This window comes from Bacillus cereus group sp. N12, assembly GCF_016483575.1.
GTDB classification, from domain to species: domain Bacteria; phylum Bacillota; class Bacilli; order Bacillales; family Bacillaceae_G; genus Bacillus_A; species Bacillus_A toyonensis.
Window position 1 is genome coordinate 13,868 of sequence record NZ_JAEHBO010000052.1, and the last position, 26,461, is coordinate 40,328.

Consider the following 26,461-nt stretch of genomic DNA (forward strand, 5'->3'; position numbering starts at 1 on the left):
ATTAATTTTTCATACCATTTAATGTTTTATATCCATCAACTACTAAATCTAATTTACCTGTGTGAGGATCAATGACTAAACCATGTACAGGAACATCTTTTGGAATAAGTGGATGATTTCTTACTAAATCAACATTAGCTTGAGTTGAATCGCAGACATCATCGAATCCAAATAACCACTTTTCAAGATCAACACCAGCATATTCAATTGCTGATAAAATTTCGGATGAAGCTACTCCACGATCTAATATTTTTTGAATTGTTCCTTTTGGATTAGTTTGGCTTGCACCACATTTATGGTGTCCGATAAGAAAGATTTCATCTGCATTTAGATCATATACTGATGCTATAACACTTTGCATAACGCTATCGAAAGGAGAAGCAATTTTACCACCTGCATTTCTGATAACTTTTGCATCACCATCGTGTATATCTAAAGCTTTTGGAAGTAGCTCAATTAAACGAGCATCCATGCAAGAAACAACAACCATACGTTTTTTAGGCATTTTTGTCGCTTCAAAAGGAGCGTATTCCTTATTTTCTACAAATTGTTCATTGAACGATAGGATTTCTTGTAATAACATATTTGTAACCTCCTTTAAATCTAGATGTATTTTTTTGTTGCGTCCTCTATGTTATAAGTGAATATAACTGATAAACAATGTGATGTAAGAGGATAAACTAAGTATAGTGAATTGTATCGATAAGCAGAATAAGCTGGCGAAACCCTTTCTGGCTTTCTACTTTCACGGTGAAAGGATTGGTTTATATCATTGATCAAACAGATTTTGAGATACTGAAATTATTAGGAGAAAACTCAAGAATACAATGGAAAGAACTTGGTCAAAAAATACATATGACGGGACAGGCGGTAGGAAATCGAATTCGAAGGTTAGAGGATTTAGGGATTATTGAGCAATACACAATCGCAATAAACCGAATCAAATTAGGACAAGTAGTGACTGCGTTTGTTACTCTGTTCGTAACAACAGCTAACCATCAAGAGTTTATGAATTTCTTTCAAGGAGAAGAAGGGATTTCTGAAGTACATCGTATAAGTGGTGACGGATGTTATTTATTAAAAACACATTTTGCCTCCAATGAAGAATTGGATAACTTTCTAGGACGACTATTAAAATATGGGAATTACCGTGTTAACCTATCAATAGGGAAGTTAAAATAAACTTTATGCAAGTTTATAGTTCTTTTTGCTTGTGGCTAAGACATGTTTCCAAAAATAAAAGGAGTATCTCTTATTAAATAAGAGATACTCCTTTTATTTGTTTTTAATAATTATTGATTATTTTACATCTGATTTTTCTTTTTTCATTATTTGCCTTTGACTAGTGAAGGGAAATTTTTTAACATCAAAACCCCTGCGCTGTATGCAACAGGGATTCTATTATTACTTATTTGAGGGTATGATCCTATTTCATTTTATAGCTTATTTAGAAGAATCATGTGCAGGTTTTGATTTAGTGTCCTCAGGCATTTCAAAGATTTGATTATAGTTAGATTTCACATCTTCGTTAGGAATTGCTGGCACTGCGTCTTCAGGTGAATTATGGATTGGCGAAGAAGTTGTTGTTCCATCTACACTTGTTGTAACTGACATTGGTTGATTTTGATCAATTTTTGTACCTTTGTCCATCTTTTTTGCGGATTCTTTTTCACTTTTATTTATTTGTCTCCATTCTATTTTTTCATTCGATTCTAGTTTGTTCGTTTTCACATCTTCTGTATCTACTGCACCACCCGCTAATAATCCTGTACTTAAAAGTGTTCCTGCTAATAATGTTTTAAACATTTTTTATTACCTCCTTGCTTAAGATTATATTTAGCATAAAATAAGTATCTGGAGTTTATTTGGAGTTCATCTAGATTTTATGTAAGTTTTGCATGTAGGGGCATCATACGAAAAAAGAACATTGTGCGTTTGGACAAAATGTAGCTGATTCCCTGTATGTTAAGGAACCAGCTACTTTCTATACTACCTTTTTATGATTATGAAATTAAAAATGATAGAGTAGAAATCATGTATGAAATAAATGTAAGTAACACAAGGAAGAATATAAGCATGGTATTGGATACGCATCGTTCTATTCTTTTTTTCATTTGAATTTACTTTATTTTTTCAATTTGGTAGGATCAATTTGAAGTTGACCTTTCCAAGAACCAGCTACTTTTCCAATCCTGCTTATATTGACATCTAATGTAAGTGGTTGTTTGAAGGAATCTTTCCCTTCAGGACCTTCGATAAATGTAATGACACCTTCTGGTCTATCCTTATCACGAACACCTATATGCTTTAATTCTTCACCTGATGCTTTTAGCTCGAAGGGTCCACCATTTGCTCCTTGAATAAATGCTAATTGTGAGAAGTATTCATTTTCCTTATAAGTTGGGTTGTAATCTTGTTGACCATTTACTTTGCCGTCATCTTCAAGTTGTAACCCCGTTGTATCAAATTCAAACGGTACTACATTTCCATTTTCTTTTTCAATTTTGTAATGAATGGATATACGTGAATCTGCTACATATAATTCTTTCAAATGTACCGTAACACCTTGATCTGTAATTTTTTCATCAATCGGAATGAATTGACCATTTTCAACGTCTCTTCCTTCGTTTATAATCGTATCATTTGAAATTTCATTGGAAAAATAGGAGGCAACATTCGTAGCTGCTACTCGCACTTGTGGAATCATGGCTGTTGAAAAAAGCCCTGCTACCGCTACTGCTATATACATGAAACGTTTTGATTTTTTATTCATATTTGTAAATAATCCCTTCTTCTGTTCAGGTTTTTGATTGATATAAGAAACATCTTCTAATTTTGCGCGATTTTCAAATGCTTGCCACGCTTGGTCTACATCAATTTTGATTTCTTTTGATGAATGTACTATTTCTTCCTCTAACATGACAGTTTCCCATTGATTTAATTTACTAATTTCTAGTAATAAGTCTTGGCATGCGTTACACGTATCTAAATGTTTTGTGAATTCTTTTCTTGTCTCATAAGGTAATTCCCCATCCATATATGCTTGAATAAATCCCACATCATAACAATTCATTTATTAAGCCTCCTCTAATTGTTTATAAATCTTACGAAACTTTTGTTTGGCTCGGACCAATAATGTTCCAATAGAAGATATGTCGATTTGAAGCACTTCTGCAATTTCCTTATACTGAAAACCAGAAAATTTCATCAATAAAATGGTTCGATCTCGTTCATTCATGTTACTGAGTACCATTTGGACCTTTGTAATTTCCTCTTTTCTAATCCAGTCATCATCTAATGATGAAATATGTTGTACCTCATGATATTGTATGGTTTTATCTACTCTCGCCTGATGCCGTTTTTCAGATCGCAGATATTTATAGGCTACATAAGTAGAAGATTTTATTAGCCATCCAGGTAAGTGTTCAATACTCTTCCAATCGTTGCGATATAGCTGTAAAAATACTTCTTGGGCTAATTCTTCAGCGATAGTCTGACTTTTGACAATCCATACGATCTGTTTCACAACATAAACATAGTTTTGTTTAAACAAATCTTCAAATGTCACATCCGAAACAGGCCTTTCTTCCTTTTTTATTTTTAACATGTCAGTTAAAACCTCACTCTCATTTGATGCCTGTATTATAGAGAACCCGGAACAGCGAGTTTTGTGACAGAAATTTTTTATTTTTTTATTATGCACGAAAAAACATTCATCGGTTAAGATGAAAAAGGATAGCAGTGTTTGAGGTATAGTAGTGCTCTAACTATGCTTTATGGCAATATTACAGTTCAAAATACATTTTATTTACAGTCAACTTATGCTTCCAGAAAGTTTAATTTTATTAGATACAATTTAAAGTCTTGCAATGGAACCAATATTGATATATATAGTTTAGTTAACTAAACTAAACCAAACCAAACTAAACTAAACTAAACTGAACTAAACTATATTTGGAGGTTTTGAAATGGGAAAAGAAATAGTTTCAAACGAAAATAAGCCAAAAAAGCCATTTCTTTTTAAAGTTGGAATAGGGCTTCTAATCATATATGTTCTACTGTGGGCGAGTGCTTTAATCATACCATTTACTTCACTTTCGACTCAGATAAAGGCCGTTGTCATTCCAGGATGTATAGTAATAGGGGAAATCCTTTTTTTGATAGGTGCTGTCTTTGTCGGGAAAGAAGTGGTGTCAAAATATAAAAAGTATGTAAACCCAAAAAATTGGAGAAGAAAAGGTGAGAGAGACAAGTATGAAAAATAAAAATATAGCTGAGGAAATTAATCAAACACTTGAAGAATTATGGATATTACTTGAAACGAAAGAAAGATCCTATACGAATTTCAATTTAAATAATCAGCAATATACGTTATTAACATTAATTATTCGTTATCCATCATCCACCCCTAAAGAGCTAGCAGAAAAAATGAATGTAACGAAGAGTGCCATTAGTCAACAGTTAGTAAAACTTGAAATGGACGGATACATTTTCAGAAGGCAGCATGCAGAAGATAAACGTGCATTTTCAGTTGAATTAGGGGATAAAGGCTTGTTATATAAAAAAGAAATGGATGCATATATGCAACAAGTTTCTGAAAAATATTATGCAAGTTTATCACCTGAAGAATTAACAAATTTTTTATCAGCGCTTCAAAAGCTAACGAAAGTAATTGGAGAGCTGTAGTGGTTGATCCTAGTTGTAACAAGAAGCATAAGATGACCGTTTTGGTTAGCTTATGCTTCTTTTCGTTTACAGCTAATTCATGTTTCGAATATAAAAAGTAGACTCATAAGAAAAATCCTGTAGTTCAGTACAGGATTTTTAATCAAACTAATTAAAAACTAAATTGTGGTTTAACATCACCTTTATAAGGTTCATGTTCAACGAATATAGTTATGTCTTTACCAGATTGGTCTTTACCAGTTCTTTTATACGTAAATTTCTTATTGTTCAGTTCAGTAAGTTCAAGAGCCGCACCATATTTATTATTTCCAATTGATACATGAGCTCTTATTTTATTTTCGTGTACAACATCGAAGTAACCATAGTCACCGCGGCTTTGACCTGTTTCGCTATTGAAGAACTCGTATTTATTAGCCTTGTCATCAAATTTTGCTAGACTTATAAAATTAGAATTAAACTGTGTTACATCATTACCAGCTTCATCTAATACCTTTGTTCCATGCCAAAGGGTGCCGCCTAAAATTTTATCTCCATCAACATTTTTAACAATATCGCCTGTAGTAGTGTTCAGTTGCTTGTCCGGATCAGTGAAAGAAAGTTCTTTTTCTTTATATGGAACATGTTCAACGAAAACTTCTACATCTTTACCGTTAGCGTCTTTCCCCATTCGTTTATAAGTAAATACATTTTTATTTAGTTTTGTCATGTCAACAACAGCTTGATACTTCATTGATTCTGAAATTAATATTCTCTTCTTCCCATCATTTGTGACAAAGAAAGTTCCTTTATCGCCACGACTTGCACTTGTCTTAGCATCAAAGAATTCATATCTGCCGGACTTCGCATCATATTTTGCAAGGCCAATGAAGTTTGCATTCTCTTTTGTTAAGTCATTCTTATCTTTGTCATATACTCTTGTACCTTGCCAATTAGTATCGCTAAGAATGTTAGCCATTTTTTGGCCTTTCGTTAACTTGTTTTCCTTTTTCGTCTCTTTAGCAGCTTGTTCTTGTTTTTGTTTACCATGATTTTCTTCGGCTTTAGTACCAGCACACCCTGTTAATGCTAATGTAAATCCGAGCAGTATTGATGATAGTGCTTTCGTTTTTTTGTTCATTTTTTATCGTCTCCTCATTTTATGATTTTCATGTTATTCACATGGTTTTAAGTAGTGCGGTTTGTGATTATAGTAGTAGTTCATCCTTCTGAATCTTTGTTATATGAAAAGATTTAGGTTGAATCAATGAACTTAGTTGCTACGTTTATTATGTTAATCCCAGAGTATAAACTCCCTCTAAATAAAACATTAAAAAAAGATAAACTAATTCCTAAAAAATTTTCATATTTATAAAAAAGCAATCGCTAGCTTGCTGCAGGGATCTTTCGAATATTTACCAAAGTTGTTTCTGATGCCTACGAGTAATCAAAAAATACATTGTAAAGAAGAAGGAAAGCCGTTAACGATAATGTAATTCCTAATAGAGTTAATCGATTGTAGTGCAAAATTTTTGAGCTGAACTGTATGGGAAATGAAGATTTTATAGAAGTCGCTTCATATAGGAAGGGGATGTCCATGTTTGATTCAACAGATTTTAAAATTATACAGTTACTACAAGAAAACGCTAGAATGAACTGGAGGGAAATTGGAGAGATAGTACATTTGACTGGCCAAGCCGTTGGAAAACGAATTAACAAATTAGAAGAGGCAGGTGTCATTCAAAAATATACGATAGATATCGACAGAGCTAAGCTGGAAGGATCCATTATGACGTTTGTTACGCTATTTTTGTATGCACCACATTATCATATTCAAATTCAAAGTTTTTTCGAAAAAACAGACGTAATTACTGAAATGTATCGTATAAGTGGCGATGGGTGTTATATCATGATTCTTCACACATCTTCGCATCAGCAATTAGAAGAGACGCTTGCAGATGTTTTACATTATGGTGATTATCGTATAAACACTGTCATTAAGACATATGAAAAAAAGAAAGAATAAGATATTTATTCTTTCTTTTTTTCATATGGAACTGTAATTCTTTATTTGTTTTTGTTTATAAAACATTTTGCTGACATGACTTCTGCGTAAATATTACCAAACTCTAATGCGCTCATGAACGATTGATGAGCGTGTACTGCTGGGATTAGATTTCCTTGGAATTCTAAATCTTTTGTTGTACAAGCATCTTCAATTACAATACATTGAAATCCTAAATCACTGGCAGCCCGTACTGTTGCATCAATACATACATGAGTCATCATACCGCAAATGACTAGTTGGTCTATTTTCTCTTCTTTTAATGTTTGTAATAAATTTGTTCTTAAAAAACTGTTAGGGTGGTGTTTTTGTATGACTCTTTCATTAGCGATCGGTTGTACATCATCATGAATTTGAGCACCTACTGTCTCGGGGAGGAAGAAGGTAGCTCCTTCATTGTTCGCAATATGTTGTACATGAATAATTGTTTTATGTTTTTCACGAAACACTCTCAATACTTCTTTCGCTTTTTGGATGGCTTTTTCAGGTAGATGTAATTCCATATTGCCGCCTTTAAAGTAATCATTTTGTATGTCGACTAATAGTAATGCTTCGTTCATCGTTATTCCCCCATACTTAGTGATTCAGCACGTTATTTGTACTGTACCGTTATTATATAAATTGTAGCTATGCTGAAGTAATAACATTATGAAACGATTTTGAGGTATATAGTTTCAGTGTGAAAAAAGTGAAAGTTGGTATAAGTACAAATGGATTTTGTGGAATTCACGGCAAAGTTATAGGTAGAGTGGCATTATAAGGTAAAAACCATAACTTTGCTGGAGGAGCAGGTTATGGTTTTTTTATGAGGAAATGCGATTTTAAGTTTTTGCTGAAGGTGTTTTTCTAGGATATGCTGTGAGTGATTGGAGTGAGGTATTGTCGGATATTGTCGACCAATCGATATATTGGAAAAATCGTTGATATATTGTGAGTTGTGATAGATATATTGGAAAAATCGTTGATATATTGTGAGTTATGATAGATATATTGAAAAAATCGTTGATATATTTGTAAAGGGGTGTTTGAGGTGATTGTGAAAGAAAGAAAAATGCCGATTTATATAAGACAGTTAGAAGCACTTCTTAGAAGGTTACCTGTACATCATCCGAAACGAAATTTAATTGGAGAAAACTTGGCAAAACACATGGCGGGGTATAAAGGGGAGCAATCGATTGATTATCCACTTAGTTTTATTTCTGAGAAAGAGTATAGTATTTTACATGATGTTCGCTTATCTAATTATGATAAATACTTTCAAATTGATACTATTATCCTTTCCACAAAGTTTCTTCTTTTTCTTGAGATAAAAAATATAGCAGGTACATTAATATTTGATACAAAGTTTAATCAACTTATCCGAATAACAGAAGGAAATTCAGAGGGATTTCCAGATCCGGTTTTACAAATAAAAAGGCAAGAAATACAACTAAAAAAGTGGTTAAGCTTACATGGATTTTCCTCTAGTCTTCCAATTGAGTCCCTTGTTGTTATTAGCTCGCCTCGTACCATTATAAAATCTTCAGATGACAATCTTCTTCATACAATTATTCATAGTGCAAATTTACCTCATAAAATAAAGTGGTTTGAAAGTAAATATAAAAGAAAAGTTATAGATAATGTAGATAGGCTCATTCATCAAATAATAACGGAGCATTCTCCACTTCAACAAAATACACTTGAGCAATATAAAATAGAAAAAGAGGAGTTGTTAAATGGAGTACAATGTGAGAAATGCTTAGTTATTCCAATGGTTAAAGTGAAGAAGGGCTGGCGTTGTACAAGTTGTAAAGATTTTTCAAAAGTGGCACATGAGGATGCTATACGAGATTATGCATTGCTCATTAGTACGACATGTACGAACGGTAATTTGAAAGAGTTTCTCCATGTTTCGTCGGGTATGGTTGTAAACAGAATTCTCCACACACTAAATCTTCCCTACACTGGCAACAACAAAGGACGAATATATGATTTAACTTCTTTCCAATGATAATTTTGCTATAATAAATACGTACGTATACGAAGGGGAGTTTAAAGAGAAAATGAAGTCATTTAATATCGATCATCTTATAGCTAGTGTTTTGCAATGGATATTAAATATAGCGCTAATTATATTATCCATTGTCTTATCTATCTTTTTAATTAATGAGACTATCACATTTATTCAATACATCTTTTCAACAAAGAAATATACATCGTATAAATTGGTTGAAAGTATCATCGTATATTTCTTATACTTCGAGTTTATTGCATTAATTATTAAGTATTTTAAATCGAACTATCATTTCCCGTTACGTTATTTTATTTATATCGGAATTACGGCATTAATTCGGTTAATTATTGTATCTCATGAGGAACCGATGGAGACGTTATTATATGCGGGATCCATTCTTGTTTTAGTCATTGCTTTATACATATCGAATATGAGAGATTTGAGAAAAGAGTAGTAGTGCAGACATAAGTTTGCACTACTACTCTTTTTACCTTGACCTTCAAGTTACTTGAAAGTTTACAATGAAATTAGGGCGTTTGAAATTGAAAAAAATTGAGAAATTAAGTGAAGAGGTTTCTTTTACTTGGAGGTTATAGAAATGAGTCAGGAATTGAAGTTACGTCCACTAGAACGAGAAGATTTAAAGTTTGTACACGAACTGAATAATAACGCGCATATTATGTCGTATTGGTTTGAAGAACCTTATGAGGCCTTTGTAGAATTGCAGGACTTGTATGATAAACATATACACGATCAAAGTGAACGCCGATTTATCGTTGAGAAAGATAATGAAATGGTTGGATTGGTTGAGTTAGTGGAGATTGATTATATTCACCGAAGAACAGAATTCCAAATTATTATTGATCCAAATTATCAGGGGCATGGTTACGCAGCAGAAGCGACGCGTTTAGCGATGGGTTATGCCTTTGCTGTTTTAAATATGCATAAGATATATTTAGTTGTCGATAAAGAAAACGAAAAGGCTGTGCATGTTTATAAAAAGGTTGGATTTATGGTAGAAGGTGAGCTTCTCGACGAGTTTTTCGTTGATGGTAACTATCATAATGCGATAAGAATGTGTATGTTTCAGAAGCAATATTTTGAAAGTAAGTAGTTGAATGATTTGGAAGTAATGTTGACGCTTCGCAAAACCGTATGCTAAAATCCCTTTTAAGTATTAAGGAAGGTGCAGAACATGCTTTATATAAAATTTGTAAAACTCATTAGAAAACTTTGCTCCGCACAAATGTATACGGTGAAGCGTTGTACGGAGCTTAATCAAGGGGCATAAATCCCCTATATTCATCGGCTGAATAACTTTTCTAAAAAAGTATAGTTTATCTATGCTTATTTGGTTACGGTTTGTAAGTCGATGTATAAAATAGATTAAGGGCCATAGACAATGCTTTGTCTATGGCCCTTTGTGTATATTATTCCAATGAGCTTTTACTATAAATTGGAGTAGTATAGGAAAAACCACGAAGCAGAGGGCTAGTGTCGAATGACGCTATCTCTCTGCTTTTTTTAATTTCAGGAAAAGAGGAATACGAATGAGTTTACTTAAAGTTGAAAGTTTATCACATAGTTTTATAGATAAAGCCTTATATGAAAATGCTTCTTTTAGTTTGCATAAAGGAGAACATATGGGGATTGTTGGACAGAATGGTGCAGGAAAAAGCACGTTAATGAAAATATTGATTGGAGAAATCATTCCTGATAAAGGAGATATAAAGTGGCAACCTAATATTCAAATTGGACATCTGGATCAATACGCAGAAATTGATGGGGGCTATACCATTTCACAATATGTAAAGAGAGCTTTTTATGATTTGTATGAAATGGAAGATAGAATGAACAAGTTATATGAAGAAAGTGCTAGGACTGGAGATGAGAATCAACTATTAAAAGCGGCAGAGATTCAAGAACAGCTTGAGGCTCGTGATTTTTATTCGGTAGACAGTATAACGAATAAGGTGGCAGCTGGTTTAGGTATTGATGCTATCGGGATGGATTGTATTATTGGTGAATTAAGCGGAGGACAACGTGCAAAGGTAATTTTAGCGAAGCTTTTATTAGAAGAGCCGACTATTTTATTACTAGATGAACCGACGAATTTTCTTGATAAGGAGCATGTGGAGTGGCTTGCTAATTATTTAATGAATTTTGAAGGGGCGTTTATTGTCGTGTCACATGATTTTGATTTTCTGGAAAAGGTGACTTCTTGCATATGTGATGTAGAGTTTGGAACAGTTAAGAAGTATTACGGAAAATACTCAGATTTTGTAAGACAAAAGGAGCATTTGCGAAAAGAATATATTCGCCAATACCATGCACAACAGAAGAAAATTGAAAAAACGGAAGAGTATATTCGTAGAAATATTGCTGGAGTGAATTCAAAAATAGCACAAGGACGTAGAAAGCAGTTGCAACGTATGGAAAGAATTGCGCCACCAAGTTTTACCCATAAACCGTCTATTCATTTTCGGGAACTTCCTATTTCAGTTCAAACAGTTCTTGAGGTAAATAATCTCGAAGTTGGTTATGACTTTGCTCTCTTACCAAAATTGAATTTTTCAGTAATGGGTGGGCAAAAACTTGTTATTACAGGATTCAATGGAGTAGGGAAATCTACTTTATTAAAAACAATTGTTGGCACTATTGCTAGTATTGCTGGAGAATTTCACTTCTCAGAGCAAATAAAGATTGGATATTATGAGCAAGATTTAAATTGGAGCAATGATTCTTTAACTCCGCTTCAAATTATTTCGGAACAGTTTCCTACATTGAATATGAAGGAAATACGTCATCATTTAGCTGCGTGTGGTGTGAAAGATACTCATGTCTCGCAAGAAATTCGTACGTTAAGTGGTGGTGAACAATCGAAGGTGAAACTGTGTGGATTGTTATTATCACCTTGTAATTTTTTAATTGTAGATGAACCGACGAATCATTTAGATGCAGAAGCGAAGGAAGCTTTGCGAAAGGCGTTAATACAGTTTAAGGGCAGCATTATACTCGTATCTCATGAAGCGAGTTTTTATCTTGATTGGGCGGATAGTATTTTCAATATAGAGACGGGATTAGTTAAGGGGGTGTGAAACATATGCATGAAAATAATTGGAGAATGAACATTATATTATTTTTGACCGCTCAAACTATTTCGTTGTTCGGTTCATCTCTCGTGCAATACGCGATTATATGGTATATCACCCTTACAACATCATCAGGGGCGATGTTGACCATTTCAACTGTTTGCGGTTTTCTACCACAAATTGCGATATCTTTATTTGCTGGTGTGTGGATTGATCGTTATGACCGTAAAAAGATGATTATGTTATCGGATGGGATTATAGCGATTGCTACGTTAATTTTGGCAATTTTATTTTTAACAGGATATAAAAGTATTTGGATGCTGTTTATAGTATTACTCATTCGCTCAGCTGGTACAGGTGTACAAACGCCGGCTGTGAATGCGTTAATTCCACAAATTGTTCCGAAAGATTATCTTATGAAAGTAAATGGGATAAATAGTAGTATTACATCTTTAATTATGTTTCTTTCACCGGCGGTAAGTGCCGCAATTCTTTCTGTTACTAGCATTGAAACGACATTTTTTATTGATGTTATTACAGCTATAATCGGAATTAGTATTATGTTTATCATTCAAGTGGAAGGACATGTGAATGTAGGGGGTAAGCAAAAATCTAATCTACAAGGTATAAAAGAAGGGTTTGCTTATTTAAAAGAAAATGTATGTATGAAAAGGCTACTCGTTTTATTAATCATTATTATGATTTTAATAAGTCCAGCCGCCTTTTTAACACCTTTAATGGTGACTCGTTCCTTCGGGGCGGACTTACTGCTAGTGAGATGACCTTTAGTGCTGGTGCAGCAGCTGGTGGCGTACTGATTGCAGCATGGGGTGGTTTCCGTAATCGTATGCATACAACAGCGCTGGCCTGTGCGTTATATGGTCTGCTTATGGTAGGACTAGGAATTGCACCGGTATTTATTATGTATTTAGTCTTTAATTTTTTAATTGGTATAACAATGCCATGTTTTAATACGCCAGTTACTGTGTTATTGCAGGAGAAAGTAGATCCAGTTATGCATGGCAGAATGTTTAGCCTCGTACAGATTGCGAATTCATGTGCTTTACCTTTAGGGATGATTATATTTGGTCCTTTGGCTGATGTGTTTAGTGTAGAGGTTTTGTTAATTTATGCTGGGATATTCGTACTATTTTGCGCAATGTATGTTGTATTAAGCAGGAAGTTTGAAGTGTAAATATTTATTGTCTATAAAAGGTTTGTGAGGCAATTTAAGATGCTTCATAAATCTTACATTTTCATTTTAGTCAATAATAATTTATTGTAAAACGATAAAATATTATTGACTAATGATTTTGTTTTGGATAATATGATGTTAATTAAGAAGAATTATATGAATAGAGGAGAATGTAAAATGAAAAATAAATACGTAGTAGCTATTTCTTTCATGATCTTAGCGATTATTTCTTTAACTATACATGCTTCAAACAGTAAAGTAGGAGCGGATGGATTTCTTGAAGAACCTTTCTTTTTCCTAGTACCGGTAAGTTATGTATTGTTCTTTAGTGGTATTGGTGTATTACTATTTGGATGTATTACTTCAAAGCTGAGAAAAAGTAATAGATAAAGTGAAGTTTAATTAGTGATGGATTTCCCAATCGGGACAAAATACTCACTATGAAATAGAAACATACCATATGGAAGAAAAATAATAAGTGAGCTGAATAATGATGAATCATTATTTTTATAATGGTAGACAAGTAGGGGCGGCTATAACGCTAGCCGGGGCACAGGGGCCAATTCATGCTGTGAATCAAGTGATTCAAATGCAGCAACAAGCATATTTTGCACAAATGATGCAAGGACAGTATATGCAATACTCACAATTTCCAATGCAAAGTGTGCATTATGATGTGTATCCAGCGGGTTTACTTTCCATTCCATATGGCGGGACTTACTTCTTATGAAAGAAAGCGACTCAATAGAGTCGCTTTTTTATATTCCACCGAGCTTCATTCCAAGGAATGCGAAGAGGATACCGATTATGTAAGTAGTACTTACATATAAAAGGGATGTGTAAATTTTTTTGCGATTGAGAAGCTGAATGGATTCTAATTTAAATGTCGAAAACGTTGTGAATGCGCCCATAAATCCAGTTCCTAATAATAATTGCCAGCCTGTAGTGACTCCGTTGCCAATTATATACCCGAGTAAAAATGCTCCTGTTATATTAATAAGGAATGTAGCAATTGGAAAGGATGTTTTATTTCTTTTTTTAAACCAATTGCTAATTGCAAATCGTGTAATCGCACCGAAAAACCCTCCAGTTGCCACTAATAAAGCTTCCATCATAAGTGATCTCCTTCCGTAACTGATTTCTTAATTAAGAAATCACCTAGTGTATAGCCAATTCCAGACATAATGAGACCGCCAAGTATGCTACATGATACATATAGGAAAGCCATGCTCCATTCAGAATGATTAATTAATTGCATGGTTTCTACACTAAATGTTGAAAACGTCGTAAAAGAACCGATGAATCCAGTACCGATGCCTGTGATAACCTCCGAAGGTAAGATGTTTAGCCGTGCAACATATGTAGTCAGCCATGCTAATAAGAAGCAGCCGATTAAGTTAATGAGTAATGTAGCTAATGGAAATGAATGATGCCAAAATTCATGAATAGTAAGACCTAAATAATAACGAGAAAGGGCTCCTAATATACCGGCTATACCGACGATAATATAAATCAAATTCCTCACCTCTTTAAATAGCTTGCTCAAAAAAATAGACTCCTACCAGTAGTTATACTGGTAGGAGTCATTAGCTAAGCAGCGGTTATGGCGAACTCCATCGCCTATAATTATTACATATAGTGTACTAAAAATTGCGTTTGATTTCCAGTGAAGAAGTTGGTGTATTTTGTATTTCTCAAATCGTTTAAGATAGGGAATCATTACTTATAAACTAAATATAGTGATATAAGATTTTCAGTGTGATAAAATGTTTCGTATATCTGTCATTTTTTATTTGACTGAAAATAAAGAAAAATAAAATCGTATGTTTTAGAAAAGGAGTCGTTTGTTTGAAAAAGTTATTAAAAATAGTACTTATATGTATTTTAGTAGGTGTGGGAATTGTAGGTGGGTTTTTAGCGTATATGACACTTACAAAAGAACAGCCAGCTGATGTTATAAGCTTGAAGGTGGAAAACAATAAGGAGCGCGTAATTGCGCATGGAAATGAATTTAAAGTTACAACGTTTAATATTGGATATGCTGGACTAGATAAGGATCAAGACTTCTTTATGGATGGGGGAAAAGGGTCTGGTTCAAGTAGTAAAGAACAAACGGAAACGAATTTAAAGAATATGCTTTCGTTTTTACAAAATGAGAATAGTGATTTTGCGCTATTACAAGAAGTAGATATAAAATCAATGAGATCATTTGATATAAATGGGCATGAATTTTTGAAAAAAGGACTGCCTGATTATGCTTCTTCGTTCGGAAAGAACTATGATACAAAATGGGTTCCGGTGCCAATCACAAGTCCAATGGGATATGCTGATGCTGGACTAAGTACGTTTTCTAAATATACAGTTCAAACAGCGAAGAGGTTCCAATTACCAGGAATGGAGCCGTGGCCAAAGCGTTTATTTGATTTAGACCGAGCGATTGTTGAACATAAAATTCCTGTTAATAATGGAAAATTTGTTAGACTCGTAAATTTACATTTGTCTGCTTATGATGAAGGCGGAAAAATTAGAAAGCAACAAGTGGAGTATTTAAAAGAATATATGAACAAACATTATAAAAATGGTGATTATGTAATAATGGGCGGAGACTGGAATCAATTAATTTCTAACGCGCAGTTAAGTGATCCGAAGTTCGTGAAAGAGCGTCCTGAGTGGTTAGTAGAGTTACCGAAGGACTTTACTGACGGTGGCTTTAAGTGGGCTGTAGATCCGTCTGTTATGACTGTGAGAGATGATGTAAAGAAATACGTGGAAGGTGAAAACTTTGTCACGATTATTGATGGCTTTATCGTTTCACCGAATGTTGAAATTGTAAATGTACAAGGGAAAGATTTGAAGTTTGAAAATAGCGATCATAACCCAGTGAGTGCGATATTCAAGCTGAAGTAATCGATACGTATGAGAAGGTGGGGCTTCATATATGGAGTGGTTAAAGAGAACTTGTTTTTCTAACCTTGAGAAAGAATCACAGAAAAATCATTTATTGCTGTTTATCACGATTTGCAGTTTCTTCCTTGGGGTACTCGCGATTGGGTATTATGGATATATTTTTACAGAGCGAGCAATAGCATTTTGGATGTGTGGTATTTCTATCGTAGTATTTGGAACGCTGCTTACTTTTATAGAAAGTATGGAAGCGATGTATAAATACATCATGACATGTATGCTACTTATTATGTCTTTCATTATGGTACAAGCATTTAATGAAAGCCCAGCTGTATTTCAAATGGTCTATTTTACATTAGCGGTTTCACTTATTTATTTGAGTGAACGTCTTATTTTAATTCTTGGTGGGGTAGCAGTTGTTGTTACATTTATACTTTGTAGTTATTGGCCAAATCAATTTTTTGCTTATACAGCATCATCTGAAGCTGCAAATTTTGCAAGCTTGTTAGCGATTGTAACGATCGCAATGTGGGGTGTCACAAAGATTGGTTCTAATCTTTTGGCTCGTTTAAGTGATGAGAAGCAAGCAGTGATGAAGAAAGCTCAGGAGTTAGAAGCAACGCAAAGGCTTATTGAGGAAACTGTTGTGAAGTTAGATAGTAATTTCAATCATTTAAGACAGAATATGAACACTTCGATGGAGTCGATGAGTGAAATTAATTTTGCTTTTGAAGAAGTGGCAGTTGGTACTCAATCACAATCAGAGATGATGTCACGTTCAGTAGAAGTATTGAATGATATGGAGGGAAATATTGACCAAATCATCTCTCAAGTAAGAAATGCTTCGATGCGTGTTGATAAAAGTTTGGAAATCTCAAAGGGTAGTGTAAACACTTTAAGAAATTTTGAAGCTAACATGAGAAGTTTAAATGATGTTGTTTCACAATCAGGAACGATATTTAGAGAATTGATGACACAATCGAAACAAATTAATGAAATTGTAGATGTAATAACGAATATTTCAAGTCAGACGAGTTTGCTAGCTTTAAATGCAAATATTGAAGCTGCAAGGGCAGGAGAACATGGAAAAGGTTTTGCTATTGTAGCGAATGAAGTGTTAAAGCTTGCTGAAGAATCGAATCGTTCTGCGGGGAGAATTCAAGGGATTTTGAAGGAGTTTAGTAATCAAGCAAGTAAAGTAGAAGTGCAGGTAGAGAAGTCAGAAAGAGTACAAGAAGAGTGTAACGAAATGTTAGCAAGTGTTTTAACGAATGTAACGGACTTAGGGAAGTTTATTGATACGATTAATGATGTAATGAGAGAGATTGTTGGTCATCAAGAAAATTTCCAAGTTAAAACGACGAATATCGTTAAAGATGTGACACATGCTTCTAACGTAATTCAGCAAACTTCTGCAGCTACGGAAGAAGTGTTAGCAAGTATTGAAGAAGAAAAGAATCGAAATGATACGTCGGTGAAGACGCTACATACTGTTAGTGAGCAAGTGAAGTTGCTAGAAGATATTTTAGAAAAATAATATCGCTGAAAAAGAGCACAAATGATGTGCTCTTTTTCATTTGAGCGAATACTTGATAGGAATTTAATTGCTTTTCTATGAGTTTTCTGCCAAGCTTAAGGAGATAAAATTTAACTAATAGCTACTGATTATTAGTTGAACCTCGCAGATAGCGAGATAAAATACTTCAAAGAAAGAATTATATAGGTGACGCATATGATCGAAGTTAAGACTTCTGAACTTAGTGATGGAGAATTTAATAGAGGTGTATTTGCAACTCGTGATATTAAAAAGGGTGAGTTGATACATTCAGCACCAGTTATCTCTTATCCGAATGAACAGCATGAACATATTGAGAAAACGTTACTTGCTGACTACGCATTTGAGTATGGGGTAAATCATACGGCATTCCTTTTAGGATACGGCATGTTATTTAATCATTCATATAAGCCGAATGCAACGTATGATATCGTCTTCGAGAACCATACGTTTAACTTCTTTGCTTATAAGGATATAAAAGCTGGAGAAGAAATTTTAATCAATTATAATGGTGAAGTTGATGACGATGAACTATTATGGTTTGATAAGGAAAAAGAAGAGAACGAAAAGTAATATAAAGAGTATAGAAAGAGCGCATTCTGTGGGATGTGCTCTTTTTTTATATTGAAGAAAATAAAGTAAAGATTACAAAAAAATACCACTTTATTTTCGTGTGGTATAGTAAGATACTGAAGGATAGTGTTTTGTAAAAGTTATATATTTTACAAATTGTTGTCTTTCTGATGACATGTCAAGTTTAGTAGTCCATTTGGGTTGCTTTATTATGCAATATATATTTTAATATGAGTGGCACCTCTTATAATTTAAGAGGTTTATAGGTGTCTCGAATTGATTTTGGGTACACTGTATCCACCACTTTAGTTTCATTTCATGTATGTGGGGATATTATGGGCCCGTATAGCGGGATAAAAAGAATATAGAAATAGAGGAATCGTAAAATGAATATGCAAGAGGTTTATAAATATTTAAGTACGGTATTGCCTGAAGGTCATGTTACACAAGATGAAATGTTAAAGAATCATACGCATATTAAAGTTGGCGGAAAAGCAGATGTGTTCGTTGCGCCTACGAATTATGATGAAATTCAAGAAGTTATTAAGTATGCTAACCAATATAATATTCCAGTTACGTTTTTAGGAAATGGATCAAATGTCATTATTAAAGATGGTGGGATTCGCGGAATTACGGTCAGTTTAATTCATATTACAGGTGTTACTGTAACAGGAACAACGATTGTAGCACAGTGCGGTGCAGCAATTATTGATGTATCACGTATTGCATTAGACCACAATTTAACAGGGCTTGAGTTTGCTTGTGGCATTCCAGGTTCAGTTGGCGGAGCATTATATATGAATGCTGGTGCCTACGGTGGTGAAGTATCGTTTGTATTAACAGAAGCTGTCGTAATGACAGGTGATGGAGAGTTACGCACTTTAACGAAAGAAGCATTTGAATTTGGATATCGTAAGAGTGTATTTGCGAACAATCATTACATTATTCTTGAAGCGAGATTTGAACTTGAAGAAGGTGTACATGAAGAGATTAAAGAAAAAATGGATGATTTAACGTATAAGCGTGAATCGAAACAACCTTTAGAATATCCTTCATGCGGTAGTGTATTTAAGCGCCCACCAAATAACTTTGCTGGTAAGTTGATTCAAGAATCAGGACTACAAGGAAAGCGAATTGGCGGAGTAGAAGTTTCATTAAAACATGCTGGATTTATGGTGAATGTTGATAATGGAACAGCACAAGACTACATCGATTTAATTCACTTCGTACAAAAGACAGTTGAAGAAAAATTCGGTGTGAAGTTAGAGAGAGAAGTAAGGATTATTGGAGAAGATCTACAATAATTTTTGAATTAAAAGCGTATAAAAGTATGAATTATTTTAAAATAACATTTGGGTATTGTTGACAATTTGTTTTCAATTCAATATAATGGCTAATAATTTAACAAATAACATACGTTGAAAGAGCCCAGTAGCAGTTTGTCACTGTTATCAAAGAGAGCTAGGGGTTGCTGGAACCTAGCACAAACAAACTTGTGAATTACACTCTGGAGTATCTTAGGTAACGCTAAGCGGAGTAGCAATCGATATTATTGCTAAGAGTGGTATGAATAGCTATGCTATTTATGCAAACTGGGTGGTAACACGGTGAATAATCGTCCCTATGTCATAGACATAGGGGCTTTTTTGTTTTTAAAAAATAAAGGGGATGACAAAAGATGAATATTATTGATGAATTAGAATGGCGCGGTGCTGTGAATCAACAGACGGATGAAGAAGGTTTACGTAAGTTAGTAGAAGAGAAAAAGATTTCACTATACTGCGGAGTTGATCCGACTGGTGATAGTATGCATATCGGACATTTGATTCCGTTTATGATGATGAAGAGATTCCAATTAGCTGGTCATCATCCGGTTATTTTAATTGGCGGGGCAACAGGAACAATTGGTGATCCAAGTGGACGTCAATCAGAGCGTCAACTGCAAACTTTAGAAGTAGTGCAGCATAATGTAGATGCGTTAACAGCGCAAATGAAAAAGCTATTTGATTTCGGCGGAAATAGCGAAGTGAAGATGGTAAATAACTACGACTGGACACATGAAATAAACATTATTGAGTTTTTACGTGATTACGGGAAAAACTTTAGCATCAATAGCATGTTAGCGAAGGATATTGTAGCAAGTCGTTTAGATACAGGCATTTCTTTTACAGAATTCACGTACCAAATCTTGCAAGCGATGGATTTCCATCATTTATACACGAAAGAAGATGTTCAACTGCAAATTGGTGGTAGTGACCAATGGGGAAATATTACGAGCGGGTTAGATTTAATTCGTAAGTTAGAAGGGCATGAGGCGAAAGTATTTGGACTAACAATTCCGTTATTATTAAAATCAGACGGTACGAAATTTGGAAAATCAGCAGGTGGTGCGGTTTGGCTTGATGCTGAAAAAACAACGCCATTTGAATTTTACCAGTTCTGGGTGAATACAGATGATCGTGATGTAATTAAATACTTGAAATACTTTACATTCTTAGCGAAAGAGCGAATTGATGAATTGGCAACGAAGGTAGAAGCCGAGCCTCATAAACGTGAAGCGCAAAAAGTGTTAGGCGAAGAAATGACGAAATTCGTTCATGGAGAAGAGGCATTATTGCAAGCAGTGAAAATTACCTCGGCATTATTTAGCGGAGATATTAAATCGTTAACAGCTGATGAAATTGAACAAGGCTTTAAAGAGATGCCGACATTCCAGTCTTCCAAAGAGACGAAAAATATTGTAGAGTGGCTAGTTGATTTAGGGATTGAACCATCTAGACGTCAAGCTCGTGAAGACATTAATAACGGTGCGATTTCTATGAATGGTGAGAAAGTAACGGATGTAGGTACGGATGTTACTGTAGAAAATTCATTTGATGGAAGATTTATTATTATTCGTAAAGGGAAGAAGAACTACAGCTTAGTGAAATTGGGATAATAATTTTTGTAGAAGAGTGGAAGTAAGAAAGATGCTTTCACTCTTTTCATATACACAATTCCGACACAAAAAAGTCAGTATATTTAGATAATTAAAAAGGGTTATAGTATCTCTTTGCCGAATATAAGTAAGTAGAGAATATTACGGATAAAAATAGCCCGAACCATGCCGGGCATGATTCGGGCTTATATTCAGATTAGTAAGCTAAGCTGAATAGACCTTTAATGTGTGATAAGTAACGAACGTTACTTGCTTCTTTCATTAATGATGCTGGTAAGCCTTTAAGTGGAGTATTGCTTGCTCCAATTGTAGCAACAGCATCTTTACGTCCTAGACTAGCAAGTGTTCCAGAGTTTACAGGTGCGAACTCTTCGAATGCTTTGCCTTCTAGTGCTGCGTATAAGTTGTATCCAATTAACTCACCCATTTGCCAAGCGATTTGTGCAGTTGGTGGGTATGGACGTCCGTCTGGAGCGAAGACAACAGCGCTGTCTCCAGCAACGAATACGTCTTTATGAGAAGTAGATTGTAGGTATGCATCAACTGTTGCACGACCACGGTTTACTTCAAGACCTGATTCACCGATTAATGGGTTACCTTGTACGCCGCCTGTCCAAACGAATGTGTTAGCAACAAGTTTTTGACCGTCTTTTAAGTCGATTTCATTGCCAGCAACGTTTGTTACAGGAAGACCAGTTAAGAATGTAACACCGCGTGCTTCTAGGCTAGTAGTTGCACGTTCGATTAAGTGGTCTGGTAATACTGGAAGGATTTTTGGACCTGCTTCAACAAGAAGAAGTTTAACTTCTTTTGGATTTACGCCGTGGCTTTTTGCAAGTTTAGGCATAATGTCAGCAAGCTCACCAACTAGCTCAACGCCAGTTAATCCGCCACCACCGATTACGATTGTAGCATCAGCTTCGTTTTTCGTTTTCGCGTATTCACGAATACGGTCTTCAACGTGTTTGTAGATTTTGTTTGCATCAGCAGCAGATTTTAATACCATGCTGTTTTCTTCTAGTCCTGGAATACCGAAGTAAGCAGTTTTACTTCCTAAAGCAACTACAAGTGCATCGTAAGATAATGTAGTGCCACCAGCTAGTTTGATTTCTTTGCTATCAACTGAGAATGACTCAACTGTTGCGATTTTAAGATCGATATCTTTACCTTTGAAAAGCTTTGTAAGTGGCATTGCAATTGCTTGCTCAGCAACGTTACCAGCTGCAAGGCGATGTAGTTCAGTGATGATTTGGTGTGTTGGGTATTGGTTAATCACTGTAACTTGTGCTTCTGATTTGCTGTAAAATTTACGTACGTTTAAAGCGGCAAGAAGACCGCCATAACCAGCGCCTAAGATGACAATTTGTTTTGACATAGTATGATATCCCCCGTCTTTACTAATTGTTGTTATAAGTTAAATTATTTATTGTTACGTTCTGCACTAATTTGAAGATATGCGTTCACAAAGCGGAACATTTTTTGTGCTTGTGGGTCTTTTAGTAATTTTAATAGACCGAATAGGCCGATAACTTCGTTGCTTTCGTCAGCACGATCTTTCGCTTCGATTGCAGTTGCAGCCATGCTTTTCACTGTATCTTTTACAGGCTCTACAAGCTCTGTGATTGCACCAACAGTGTCGCTTTTTAATACTTCATCAGTAGCAACAGTTTGAGCAAAGTCATAAGACTTAGTTAAAATGTTAACAAGCTCAGTTAATTTTGGAAGCTGTTCTACTAGTGTTGTTAATGATTCTTGTACCTCAGGTTTTAACAACTGATCAAGTACATCAAGTTGTCCTTGGCTAGCAGAAATTTGTACAGTTTCTTGTTCTGGCTTTGTTTGAGTCATAGTTTCTGGCATCTCCAATTCTCCTTTACGATAGCAATACTCTTATTTTTTATAAGTAAGATAGTAACCGTTTACGAAACTTTATACAAAGTTTCACAAAACACAATAAAATGCCTTTAAATTTATGACAGCAACTAAGCTGCAAACATAAATCTAAAACCATAACGTCTTACTTATTATTTATGAACTGTCCGATATATGGCTTGTCCGCATAATGGAAAAGCTCCGTTACCGGAAAGTGTATATAATATATATCCTATATTATATACTATATACACCTATGTTAACATAAAAATGATTCCTAATTATTTGATATTGAGTGTATAACGTAGTGCTGACAAGGTATGAAAGCGTATAAAATATTTTGTTTCAGTTAGAAATGTACATATATATATAGAAAAAAAGGAAAAAACGAACAAATTCATGTTCGTTTTTTCCTTTTTCCTATTATTCACCTTCCGCAATTAGCATCGATGTGTTACCTTCTTTTTCAAGATGGCATTCGCCCCAAGAACAAAGAGAATCAAGAATCGATTCTAAAGACCAACCGTAATCAGTAAGAGAATATTCTACTTTTGGTGGGACTTGATTGTATACTTTTCTTTGAATAACGCCGTCGTCTTCTAATTCACGTAATTGCTGCGTTAACATTTTTTGTGTAATACCAGGCATTGAGCGTTTTAGTTCACTCGTTCTCTTTGTACCTTTCGTTAAGTGACAAAGAATAACAACTTTCCATTTGCCGCCGATAACTTCTAAAGTCGCCTCTACAGGAATATTGTATTTTTTCATATGAAACCCTCCTTTTGTGAGCAAAGTAAGTTAAATAATATAAATGTTACTTTTTAGTACCTATAGCACTTTAAAGTACGTACTTTTTATTATGTTAAATATGTTTCATAATAGCACATGTAAGAGGCAAATGAGTAGTACGGTACTGAAAAGTGACTATGTTACTTTTTGGTGCCTATCGTACTTTAAAGTGCGTTCTTCAAAAAAAGAATGAAACCATTCATAATAGCATTTGTAAGTATGAAATATATGTTTTAGAAGATAGAAGGGCCCTTTTATCATACTATTATGATTGGATTTCTTGTAATAAGGAGGAATTCAATTGAGTTCATATACAGTACCATCTTCGGAAGTTCAGACGAATCGAAGAAGTATGTTTGCTTTATTAGCACTAGCAATTAGTGCGTTTGGGATTGGTACGACCGAGTTTATTAGTGTCGGTTTACTACCATCTATTTCAAAAGATTTAAATGTCTCGGTTACAACAGCTGGTTTAACGGTTTCCTTATATGCGTTAGGAGCGGCAGTAGGAGCTCCTGTTTTAACAGCGTTAACGGCTCGTATGTCACGAAAGACATTATTAATGTGGATTATGGTTATTTTCATTATTGGTAATGGCATTGCGGCGGTAGCAACAAGCTTCACTGTATTAATTATCGCAAGGATTGTAGCTGCATTTGCACACGGTGTGTTTATGTCGATAGGATCTACAATTGCGGCTGCAATCGTACCAGAGAATAAACGTGCTAGCGCAATTGCGATTATGTTTACTGGATTAACAGTCGCGACTATTACTGGTGTGCCAATTGGAACATTTATCGGTCAAGAGTTTGGCTGGAGAGCGTCATTTATGGCGATCGTTGTAATTGGAATTATTGCTTTCATCGCAAATAGTATACTCGTCCCATCTAATTTAAAAAATGGTGTACCTGTATCGTTTCGTGATCAATTTAAACTAATTAAAAATGGAAGACTGTTACTTGTTTTCATTATTACTGCACTAGGATACGGCGGTACATTCGTAACATTTACGTATTTATCACCGTTATTACAAGAAGTAACAGGATTTGAAGCAAGTACCGTTACCATCATTTTATTAGTGTATGGAATCGCCATTGCGATAGGGAATATGGTCGGCGGAAAATTATCGAATCATAATCCAATTCGAGCGCTATTCTACATGTTCCTTATTCAAGCGATTATATTATTTGTTTTAACATTTACAGCGCCGTTTAAAGTAGCTGGATTAATCACAATTATTTTCATGGGACTATTCGCGTTTATGAATGTTCCGGGGCTACAAGTATATGTAGTTATATTGGCAGAGCGCTTTGTTCCAAGTGCGGTTGATGTTGCTTCAGCAATTAATATTGCCGCATTTAACGGAGGAATCGCTTTAGGTTCTTATATAGGTGGCCTTGTAACGAATTCGTTAGGGTTAATCCATACTGCTTGGGTAGGCGGCCTTATGGTAGTAGGTGCTGTTATTTTAACAGCATGGAGTATGACATTAGAAAAAAGAGATCAAGTAAAATAAAAGGAGAGAAAATAAAATGAAAAACTTACAAAGTAAAACAGTATTAAATAATGGTGTAGAAATGCCTTGGTTCGGTTTAGGTGTATTTAAAGTAGAAGAAGGACCAGAACTTGTAGAAGCAATTAAATCAGCGATTAAAGCAGGATACCGTAGCATCGATACAGCTGCAATTTACGGAAATGAAAAAGCTGTAGGTGAAGGAATCCGTGCAGGTATTGAAGCGACTGGTATTTCAAGAGAAGAATTATTTATCACTTCAAAAGTATGGAACGCAGATCAAGGATATGACGAAACAATTGCTGCATATGAAGAGAGCTTAAAAAAATTAGAATTAGATTATTTAGATTTATACCTTGTTCACTGGCCTGTAGAAGGAAAATATAAAGATACATGGAAAGCGCTAGAAACACTTTATAAAGAAGAGCGTGTACGTGCAATTGGCGTAAGTAACTTCCAAATCCATCACTTACAAGATGTAATGAAAGATGCAGAAATTAAGCCAATGATTAACCAAGTAGAATATCACCCTCGTTTAACACAAAAAGAATTACAAGCTTTCTGTAAAGAACAAGGTATTCAAATGGAAGCATGGTCACCACTTATGCAAGGTCAATTATTAGATAACGAAACATTACAAGAAATTGCTGATAAACACGGCAAAACAACAGCGCAAGTTATTTTACGTTGGGACTTACAAAATGGAGTAATTACAATTCCAAAATCAACGAAAGAACACCGTATTATTGCAAATGCTGATGTATTTAACTTCGAATTAACAAAAGAAGATATGGAAAAAATCGATGCATTAAACCAAAATCACCGCGTTGGTCCAGATCCTGATAACTTCGATTTCTAAGATTAAAGTAGGAAAGAAAAAAGAGTGCTTTTATTGCACTCTTTTTTTGTGTGCATAAAAATATTTTCTAATTAAATACTACTTAGTATTAAGTTTGTTATTAAGGGGCTGTGAACATGAATATAAAGCAATCGTTCAAACTTTTAGCTGTGTTTTTAAGTGTCTTATTTGTATTATTCCCACTTCAAAAAGCATTTGCAGAAGTTATGGACCATACAAAGTATGAAATGGATTGGAGTTATAGTAAGTCAAAGAAAAGACCAATCCGAACAGAGCTTATTAAAACGGCAGATGGAAAAATTGCATTTTGCTTAAATGTAGATTTGAAATCTCCAAGTGGTCAAGATTTACCGGAAATGGGAAAAGTGGATATTAACGTATACCGTGTACTATTAAATGGATATCCACAAAAGAGTCCGCAAGAATTAGGCGTTTCCGATTGGAGAGAAGC

29 protein-coding genes, 1 pseudogene, 1 riboswitch and 1 other annotated feature are annotated in these 26,461 nt (G+C 34.6%); of the genes and pseudogenes, 19 read left to right on the forward strand and 11 right to left on the reverse strand.

Annotated features, from left to right (window positions below; all coding sequences use genetic code 11):
- Window position 1: 1 nt before the first annotated feature.
- The gene (locus JDS92_RS20420; RefSeq protein ID WP_000926483.1) at window positions 2–583 is read right to left on the reverse strand and encodes a beta-class carbonic anhydrase; all 582 of its coding nucleotides are present in this window, start codon (window positions 581–583) and stop codon (window positions 2–4) included.
- A gap of 167 nt (window positions 584–750) precedes the next feature.
- Between JDS92_RS20420 and JDS92_RS20425 the strand changes: the two genes are divergently transcribed.
- A complete protein-coding gene (locus tag JDS92_RS20425) occupies window positions 751–1,182 on the forward strand; it encodes an Lrp/AsnC family transcriptional regulator (protein ID WP_002039967.1) in 432 nt (143 codons plus the stop codon).
- Window positions 1,183–1,443: 261 nt separating this feature from the next.
- On the opposite strand, the gene JDS92_RS20430 is transcribed toward JDS92_RS20425, so the two are convergent.
- The 3 genes from JDS92_RS20430 to JDS92_RS20440 form a co-directional block, all read right to left on the reverse strand.
- Window positions 1,444–1,806 (reverse strand): hypothetical protein, encoded by a 363-nt coding sequence (locus tag JDS92_RS20430; protein ID WP_097958715.1) that lies wholly within the window; start codon window positions 1,804–1,806, stop codon window positions 1,444–1,446.
- A gap of 319 nt (window positions 1,807–2,125) precedes the next feature.
- Window positions 2,126–3,073 (reverse strand): DUF4179 domain-containing protein, encoded by a 948-nt coding sequence (locus JDS92_RS20435; protein WP_087970472.1) that lies wholly within the window; start codon window positions 3,071–3,073, stop codon window positions 2,126–2,128.
- Window positions 3,074–3,076: 3 nt separating this feature from the next.
- Complete coding sequence (locus JDS92_RS20440) at window positions 3,077–3,607, reverse strand: RNA polymerase sigma factor SigX (RefSeq protein WP_000912781.1); 531 nt, start codon at window positions 3,605–3,607, stop codon at window positions 3,077–3,079.
- 361 nt (window positions 3,608–3,968) lie between these two features.
- Here JDS92_RS20440 and JDS92_RS20445 point away from each other — a divergent pair, with 361 nt between their 5' ends.
- Window positions 3,969–4,265, forward strand: coding sequence for a transporter suffix domain-containing protein (locus JDS92_RS20445; protein ID WP_000514000.1), 297 nt, complete (start codon window positions 3,969–3,971; stop codon window positions 4,263–4,265).
- Window positions 4,255–4,686 (forward strand): MarR family transcriptional regulator, encoded by a 432-nt coding sequence (locus JDS92_RS20450; RefSeq protein WP_087970473.1) that lies wholly within the window; start codon window positions 4,255–4,257, stop codon window positions 4,684–4,686. Before JDS92_RS20445 ends, JDS92_RS20450 begins: the two co-directional genes overlap by 11 nt.
- Window positions 4,687–4,837: 151 nt before the next feature.
- Here the strand turns inward: JDS92_RS20450 and JDS92_RS20455 are convergent, their stop codons facing one another.
- Entirely contained in the window at window positions 4,838–5,803 is a 966-nt protein-coding gene (locus tag JDS92_RS20455; RefSeq protein ID WP_199632441.1) for a DUF4822 domain-containing protein, read from the reverse strand.
- A gap of 450 nt (window positions 5,804–6,253) precedes the next feature.
- On the opposite strand from JDS92_RS20455, the gene JDS92_RS20460 reads away from it, so the two are divergent.
- On the forward strand, window positions 6,254–6,688 hold the full coding sequence (locus tag JDS92_RS20460) for an Lrp/AsnC family transcriptional regulator (protein WP_176549961.1): 435 nt from the start codon (window positions 6,254–6,256) through the stop codon (window positions 6,686–6,688).
- A gap of 41 nt (window positions 6,689–6,729) precedes the next feature.
- Here JDS92_RS20460 and JDS92_RS20465 read toward each other — a convergent pair whose 3' ends face one another.
- Window positions 6,730–7,287 carry a cysteine hydrolase family protein gene (locus tag JDS92_RS20465; protein ID WP_097958709.1) on the reverse strand — a complete coding sequence of 186 codons (558 nt, stop codon included), beginning with the start codon at window positions 7,285–7,287 and terminating at the stop codon, window positions 6,730–6,732.
- A gap of 476 nt (window positions 7,288–7,763) precedes the next feature.
- Between JDS92_RS20465 and JDS92_RS20470 the strand changes: the two genes are divergently transcribed.
- From JDS92_RS20470 to JDS92_RS20500, 7 genes and pseudogenes are all read left to right on the forward strand, one after another.
- A complete protein-coding gene (locus JDS92_RS20470; RefSeq protein WP_199632447.1) occupies window positions 7,764–8,717 on the forward strand; it encodes a nuclease-related domain-containing protein in 954 nt (317 codons plus the stop codon).
- 52 nt (window positions 8,718–8,769) lie between these two features.
- Window positions 8,770–9,174, forward strand: a complete 405-nt coding sequence (psiE, locus tag JDS92_RS20475) for a phosphate-starvation-inducible protein PsiE (RefSeq protein WP_000834705.1) — start codon at window positions 8,770–8,772, stop codon at window positions 9,172–9,174.
- A gap of 144 nt (window positions 9,175–9,318) precedes the next feature.
- The gene (speG, locus tag JDS92_RS20480) at window positions 9,319–9,834 is read left to right on the forward strand and encodes a spermidine N1-acetyltransferase (protein WP_000076822.1); all 516 of its coding nucleotides are present in this window, start codon (window positions 9,319–9,321) and stop codon (window positions 9,832–9,834) included.
- Window positions 9,835–10,270: 436 nt separating this feature from the next.
- The gene (locus tag JDS92_RS20485) at window positions 10,271–11,818 is read left to right on the forward strand and encodes an ABC-F family ATP-binding cassette domain-containing protein (RefSeq protein ID WP_199632442.1); all 1,548 of its coding nucleotides are present in this window, start codon (window positions 10,271–10,273) and stop codon (window positions 11,816–11,818) included.
- 5 nt (window positions 11,819–11,823) lie between these two features.
- Window positions 11,824–13,007: pseudogene (locus JDS92_RS20490) on the forward strand (MFS transporter).
- 177 nt (window positions 13,008–13,184) lie between these two features.
- Entirely contained in the window at window positions 13,185–13,397 is a 213-nt protein-coding gene (locus JDS92_RS20495) for a DUF3955 domain-containing protein (RefSeq protein WP_000792613.1), read from the forward strand.
- A gap of 100 nt (window positions 13,398–13,497) precedes the next feature.
- Window positions 13,498–13,737, forward strand: a complete 240-nt coding sequence (locus JDS92_RS20500) for a DUF3947 family protein (RefSeq protein ID WP_199632443.1) — start codon at window positions 13,498–13,500, stop codon at window positions 13,735–13,737.
- Window positions 13,738–13,765: 28 nt separating this feature from the next.
- On the opposite strand, the gene crcB (JDS92_RS20505) is transcribed toward JDS92_RS20500, so the two are convergent.
- Both crcB (JDS92_RS20505) and crcB (JDS92_RS20510) read right to left on the reverse strand, forming a co-directional pair.
- Window positions 13,766–14,122, reverse strand: a complete 357-nt coding sequence (crcB, locus tag JDS92_RS20505; protein ID WP_000969609.1) for a fluoride efflux transporter CrcB — start codon at window positions 14,120–14,122, stop codon at window positions 13,766–13,768.
- Window positions 14,119–14,523, reverse strand: coding sequence for a fluoride efflux transporter CrcB (crcB, locus tag JDS92_RS20510; protein ID WP_000639321.1), 405 nt, complete (start codon window positions 14,521–14,523; stop codon window positions 14,119–14,121). The genes crcB (JDS92_RS20505) and crcB (JDS92_RS20510) overlap by 4 nt, the downstream gene beginning before the upstream one ends.
- A gap of 54 nt (window positions 14,524–14,577) precedes the next feature.
- A riboswitch (Fluoride riboswitch) is annotated at window positions 14,578–14,637 on the reverse strand.
- A 218-nt stretch (window positions 14,638–14,855) separates the two neighbouring features.
- On the opposite strand from crcB (JDS92_RS20510), the gene JDS92_RS20515 reads away from it, so the two are divergent.
- From JDS92_RS20515 to tyrS, 5 genes are all read left to right on the forward strand, one after another.
- Entirely contained in the window at window positions 14,856–15,914 is a 1,059-nt protein-coding gene (locus tag JDS92_RS20515) for an endonuclease/exonuclease/phosphatase family protein (protein ID WP_199632444.1), read from the forward strand.
- A gap of 31 nt (window positions 15,915–15,945) precedes the next feature.
- Complete coding sequence (locus JDS92_RS20520) at window positions 15,946–17,448, forward strand: DUF4077 domain-containing protein (RefSeq protein ID WP_199632445.1); 1,503 nt, start codon at window positions 15,946–15,948, stop codon at window positions 17,446–17,448.
- A 195-nt stretch (window positions 17,449–17,643) separates the two neighbouring features.
- Window positions 17,644–18,039, forward strand: coding sequence for an SET domain-containing protein (locus JDS92_RS20525; RefSeq protein WP_000573656.1), 396 nt, complete (start codon window positions 17,644–17,646; stop codon window positions 18,037–18,039).
- Between the two features lie 386 nt (window positions 18,040–18,425).
- Window positions 18,426–19,343 (forward strand): UDP-N-acetylmuramate dehydrogenase, encoded by a 918-nt coding sequence (murB, locus tag JDS92_RS20530; protein WP_001057110.1) that lies wholly within the window; start codon window positions 18,426–18,428, stop codon window positions 19,341–19,343.
- Between the two features lie 105 nt (window positions 19,344–19,448).
- Window positions 19,449–19,665, forward strand: a binding site (T-box leader).
- 52 nt (window positions 19,666–19,717) lie between these two features.
- A complete protein-coding gene (gene tyrS / locus JDS92_RS20535; RefSeq protein WP_097837641.1) occupies window positions 19,718–20,977 on the forward strand; it encodes a tyrosine--tRNA ligase in 1,260 nt (419 codons plus the stop codon).
- Between the two features lie 196 nt (window positions 20,978–21,173).
- On the opposite strand, the gene JDS92_RS20540 is transcribed toward tyrS, so the two are convergent.
- From JDS92_RS20540 to JDS92_RS20550, 3 genes are all read right to left on the reverse strand, one after another.
- Window positions 21,174–22,352 carry an NAD(P)/FAD-dependent oxidoreductase gene (locus tag JDS92_RS20540; protein ID WP_000043190.1) on the reverse strand — a complete coding sequence of 393 codons (1,179 nt, stop codon included), beginning with the start codon at window positions 22,350–22,352 and terminating at the stop codon, window positions 21,174–21,176.
- Between the two features lie 44 nt (window positions 22,353–22,396).
- Window positions 22,397–22,837 (reverse strand): DUF1641 domain-containing protein, encoded by a 441-nt coding sequence (locus JDS92_RS20545; RefSeq protein ID WP_001115309.1) that lies wholly within the window; start codon window positions 22,835–22,837, stop codon window positions 22,397–22,399.
- 435 nt (window positions 22,838–23,272) lie between these two features.
- A complete protein-coding gene (locus JDS92_RS20550; RefSeq protein ID WP_000760481.1) occupies window positions 23,273–23,617 on the reverse strand; it encodes a winged helix-turn-helix transcriptional regulator in 345 nt (114 codons plus the stop codon).
- A gap of 373 nt (window positions 23,618–23,990) precedes the next feature.
- Here JDS92_RS20550 and JDS92_RS20555 point away from each other — a divergent pair, with 373 nt between their 5' ends.
- The 3 genes from JDS92_RS20555 to JDS92_RS20565 all read left to right on the forward strand — a co-directional run.
- Entirely contained in the window at window positions 23,991–25,154 is a 1,164-nt protein-coding gene (locus JDS92_RS20555; RefSeq protein ID WP_176518743.1) for an MFS transporter, read from the forward strand.
- 16 nt (window positions 25,155–25,170) lie between these two features.
- Window positions 25,171–26,010 (forward strand): aldo/keto reductase, encoded by an 840-nt coding sequence (locus JDS92_RS20560; RefSeq protein WP_000793554.1) that lies wholly within the window; start codon window positions 25,171–25,173, stop codon window positions 26,008–26,010.
- Window positions 26,011–26,126: 116 nt separating this feature from the next.
- On the forward strand, window positions 26,127–26,461 hold a 335-nt coding region (locus tag JDS92_RS20565), incomplete at its 3' end, for a thioester domain-containing protein (RefSeq protein WP_199632446.1).

What these genes read in the sequence shown, in the direction of transcription:
- JDS92_RS20420 (WP_000926483.1), bottom strand. Translation starts at nt 583, where the DNA reads ATGTTATTACAAGAAATCCTATCGTTCAATGAACAATTTGTAGAAAAT.
- JDS92_RS20430 (WP_097958715.1), bottom strand. Translation starts at nt 1,806, where the DNA reads ATGTTTAAAACATTATTAGCAGGAACACTTTTAAGTACAGGATTATTA.
- JDS92_RS20435 (WP_087970472.1), bottom strand. Translation starts at nt 3,073, where the DNA reads ATGAATTGTTATGATGTGGGATTTATTCAAGCATATATGGATGGGGAA.
- JDS92_RS20440 (WP_000912781.1), bottom strand. Translation starts at nt 3,607, where the DNA reads ATGTTAAAAATAAAAAAGGAAGAAAGGCCTGTTTCGGATGTGACATTT.
- JDS92_RS20445 (WP_000514000.1), top strand. Translation starts at nt 3,969, where the DNA reads ATGGGAAAAGAAATAGTTTCAAACGAAAATAAGCCAAAAAAGCCATTT.
- JDS92_RS20450 (WP_087970473.1), top strand. Translation starts at nt 4,255, where the DNA reads ATGAAAAATAAAAATATAGCTGAGGAAATTAATCAAACACTTGAAGAA.
- JDS92_RS20455 (WP_199632441.1), bottom strand. Translation starts at nt 5,803, where the DNA reads ATGAACAAAAAAACGAAAGCACTATCATCAATACTGCTCGGATTTACA.
- JDS92_RS20460 (WP_176549961.1), top strand. Translation starts at nt 6,254, where the DNA reads ATGTCCATGTTTGATTCAACAGATTTTAAAATTATACAGTTACTACAA.
- JDS92_RS20465 (WP_097958709.1), bottom strand. Translation starts at nt 7,287, where the DNA reads ATGAACGAAGCATTACTATTAGTCGACATACAAAATGATTACTTTAAA.
- psiE (WP_000834705.1), top strand. Translation starts at nt 8,770, where the DNA reads ATGAAGTCATTTAATATCGATCATCTTATAGCTAGTGTTTTGCAATGG.
- speG (WP_000076822.1), top strand. Translation starts at nt 9,319, where the DNA reads ATGAGTCAGGAATTGAAGTTACGTCCACTAGAACGAGAAGATTTAAAG.
- JDS92_RS20485 (WP_199632442.1), top strand. Translation starts at nt 10,271, where the DNA reads ATGAGTTTACTTAAAGTTGAAAGTTTATCACATAGTTTTATAGATAAA.
- JDS92_RS20495 (WP_000792613.1), top strand. Translation starts at nt 13,185, where the DNA reads ATGAAAAATAAATACGTAGTAGCTATTTCTTTCATGATCTTAGCGATT.
- JDS92_RS20500 (WP_199632443.1), top strand. Translation starts at nt 13,498, where the DNA reads ATGATGAATCATTATTTTTATAATGGTAGACAAGTAGGGGCGGCTATA.
- crcB (WP_000969609.1), bottom strand. Translation starts at nt 14,122, where the DNA reads ATGATGGAAGCTTTATTAGTGGCAACTGGAGGGTTTTTCGGTGCGATT.
- JDS92_RS20520 (WP_199632445.1), top strand. Translation starts at nt 15,946, where the DNA reads ATGGAGTGGTTAAAGAGAACTTGTTTTTCTAACCTTGAGAAAGAATCA.
- JDS92_RS20525 (WP_000573656.1), top strand. Translation starts at nt 17,644, where the DNA reads ATGATCGAAGTTAAGACTTCTGAACTTAGTGATGGAGAATTTAATAGA.
- murB (WP_001057110.1), top strand. Translation starts at nt 18,426, where the DNA reads ATGAATATGCAAGAGGTTTATAAATATTTAAGTACGGTATTGCCTGAA.
- tyrS (WP_097837641.1), top strand. Translation starts at nt 19,718, where the DNA reads ATGAATATTATTGATGAATTAGAATGGCGCGGTGCTGTGAATCAACAG.
- JDS92_RS20540 (WP_000043190.1), bottom strand. Translation starts at nt 22,352, where the DNA reads ATGTCAAAACAAATTGTCATCTTAGGCGCTGGTTATGGCGGTCTTCTT.
- JDS92_RS20545 (WP_001115309.1), bottom strand. Translation starts at nt 22,837, where the DNA reads ATGCCAGAAACTATGACTCAAACAAAGCCAGAACAAGAAACTGTACAA.
- JDS92_RS20550 (WP_000760481.1), bottom strand. Translation starts at nt 23,617, where the DNA reads ATGAAAAAATACAATATTCCTGTAGAGGCGACTTTAGAAGTTATCGGC.
- JDS92_RS20555 (WP_176518743.1), top strand. Translation starts at nt 23,991, where the DNA reads ATGTTTGCTTTATTAGCACTAGCAATTAGTGCGTTTGGGATTGGTACG.
- JDS92_RS20560 (WP_000793554.1), top strand. Translation starts at nt 25,171, where the DNA reads ATGAAAAACTTACAAAGTAAAACAGTATTAAATAATGGTGTAGAAATG.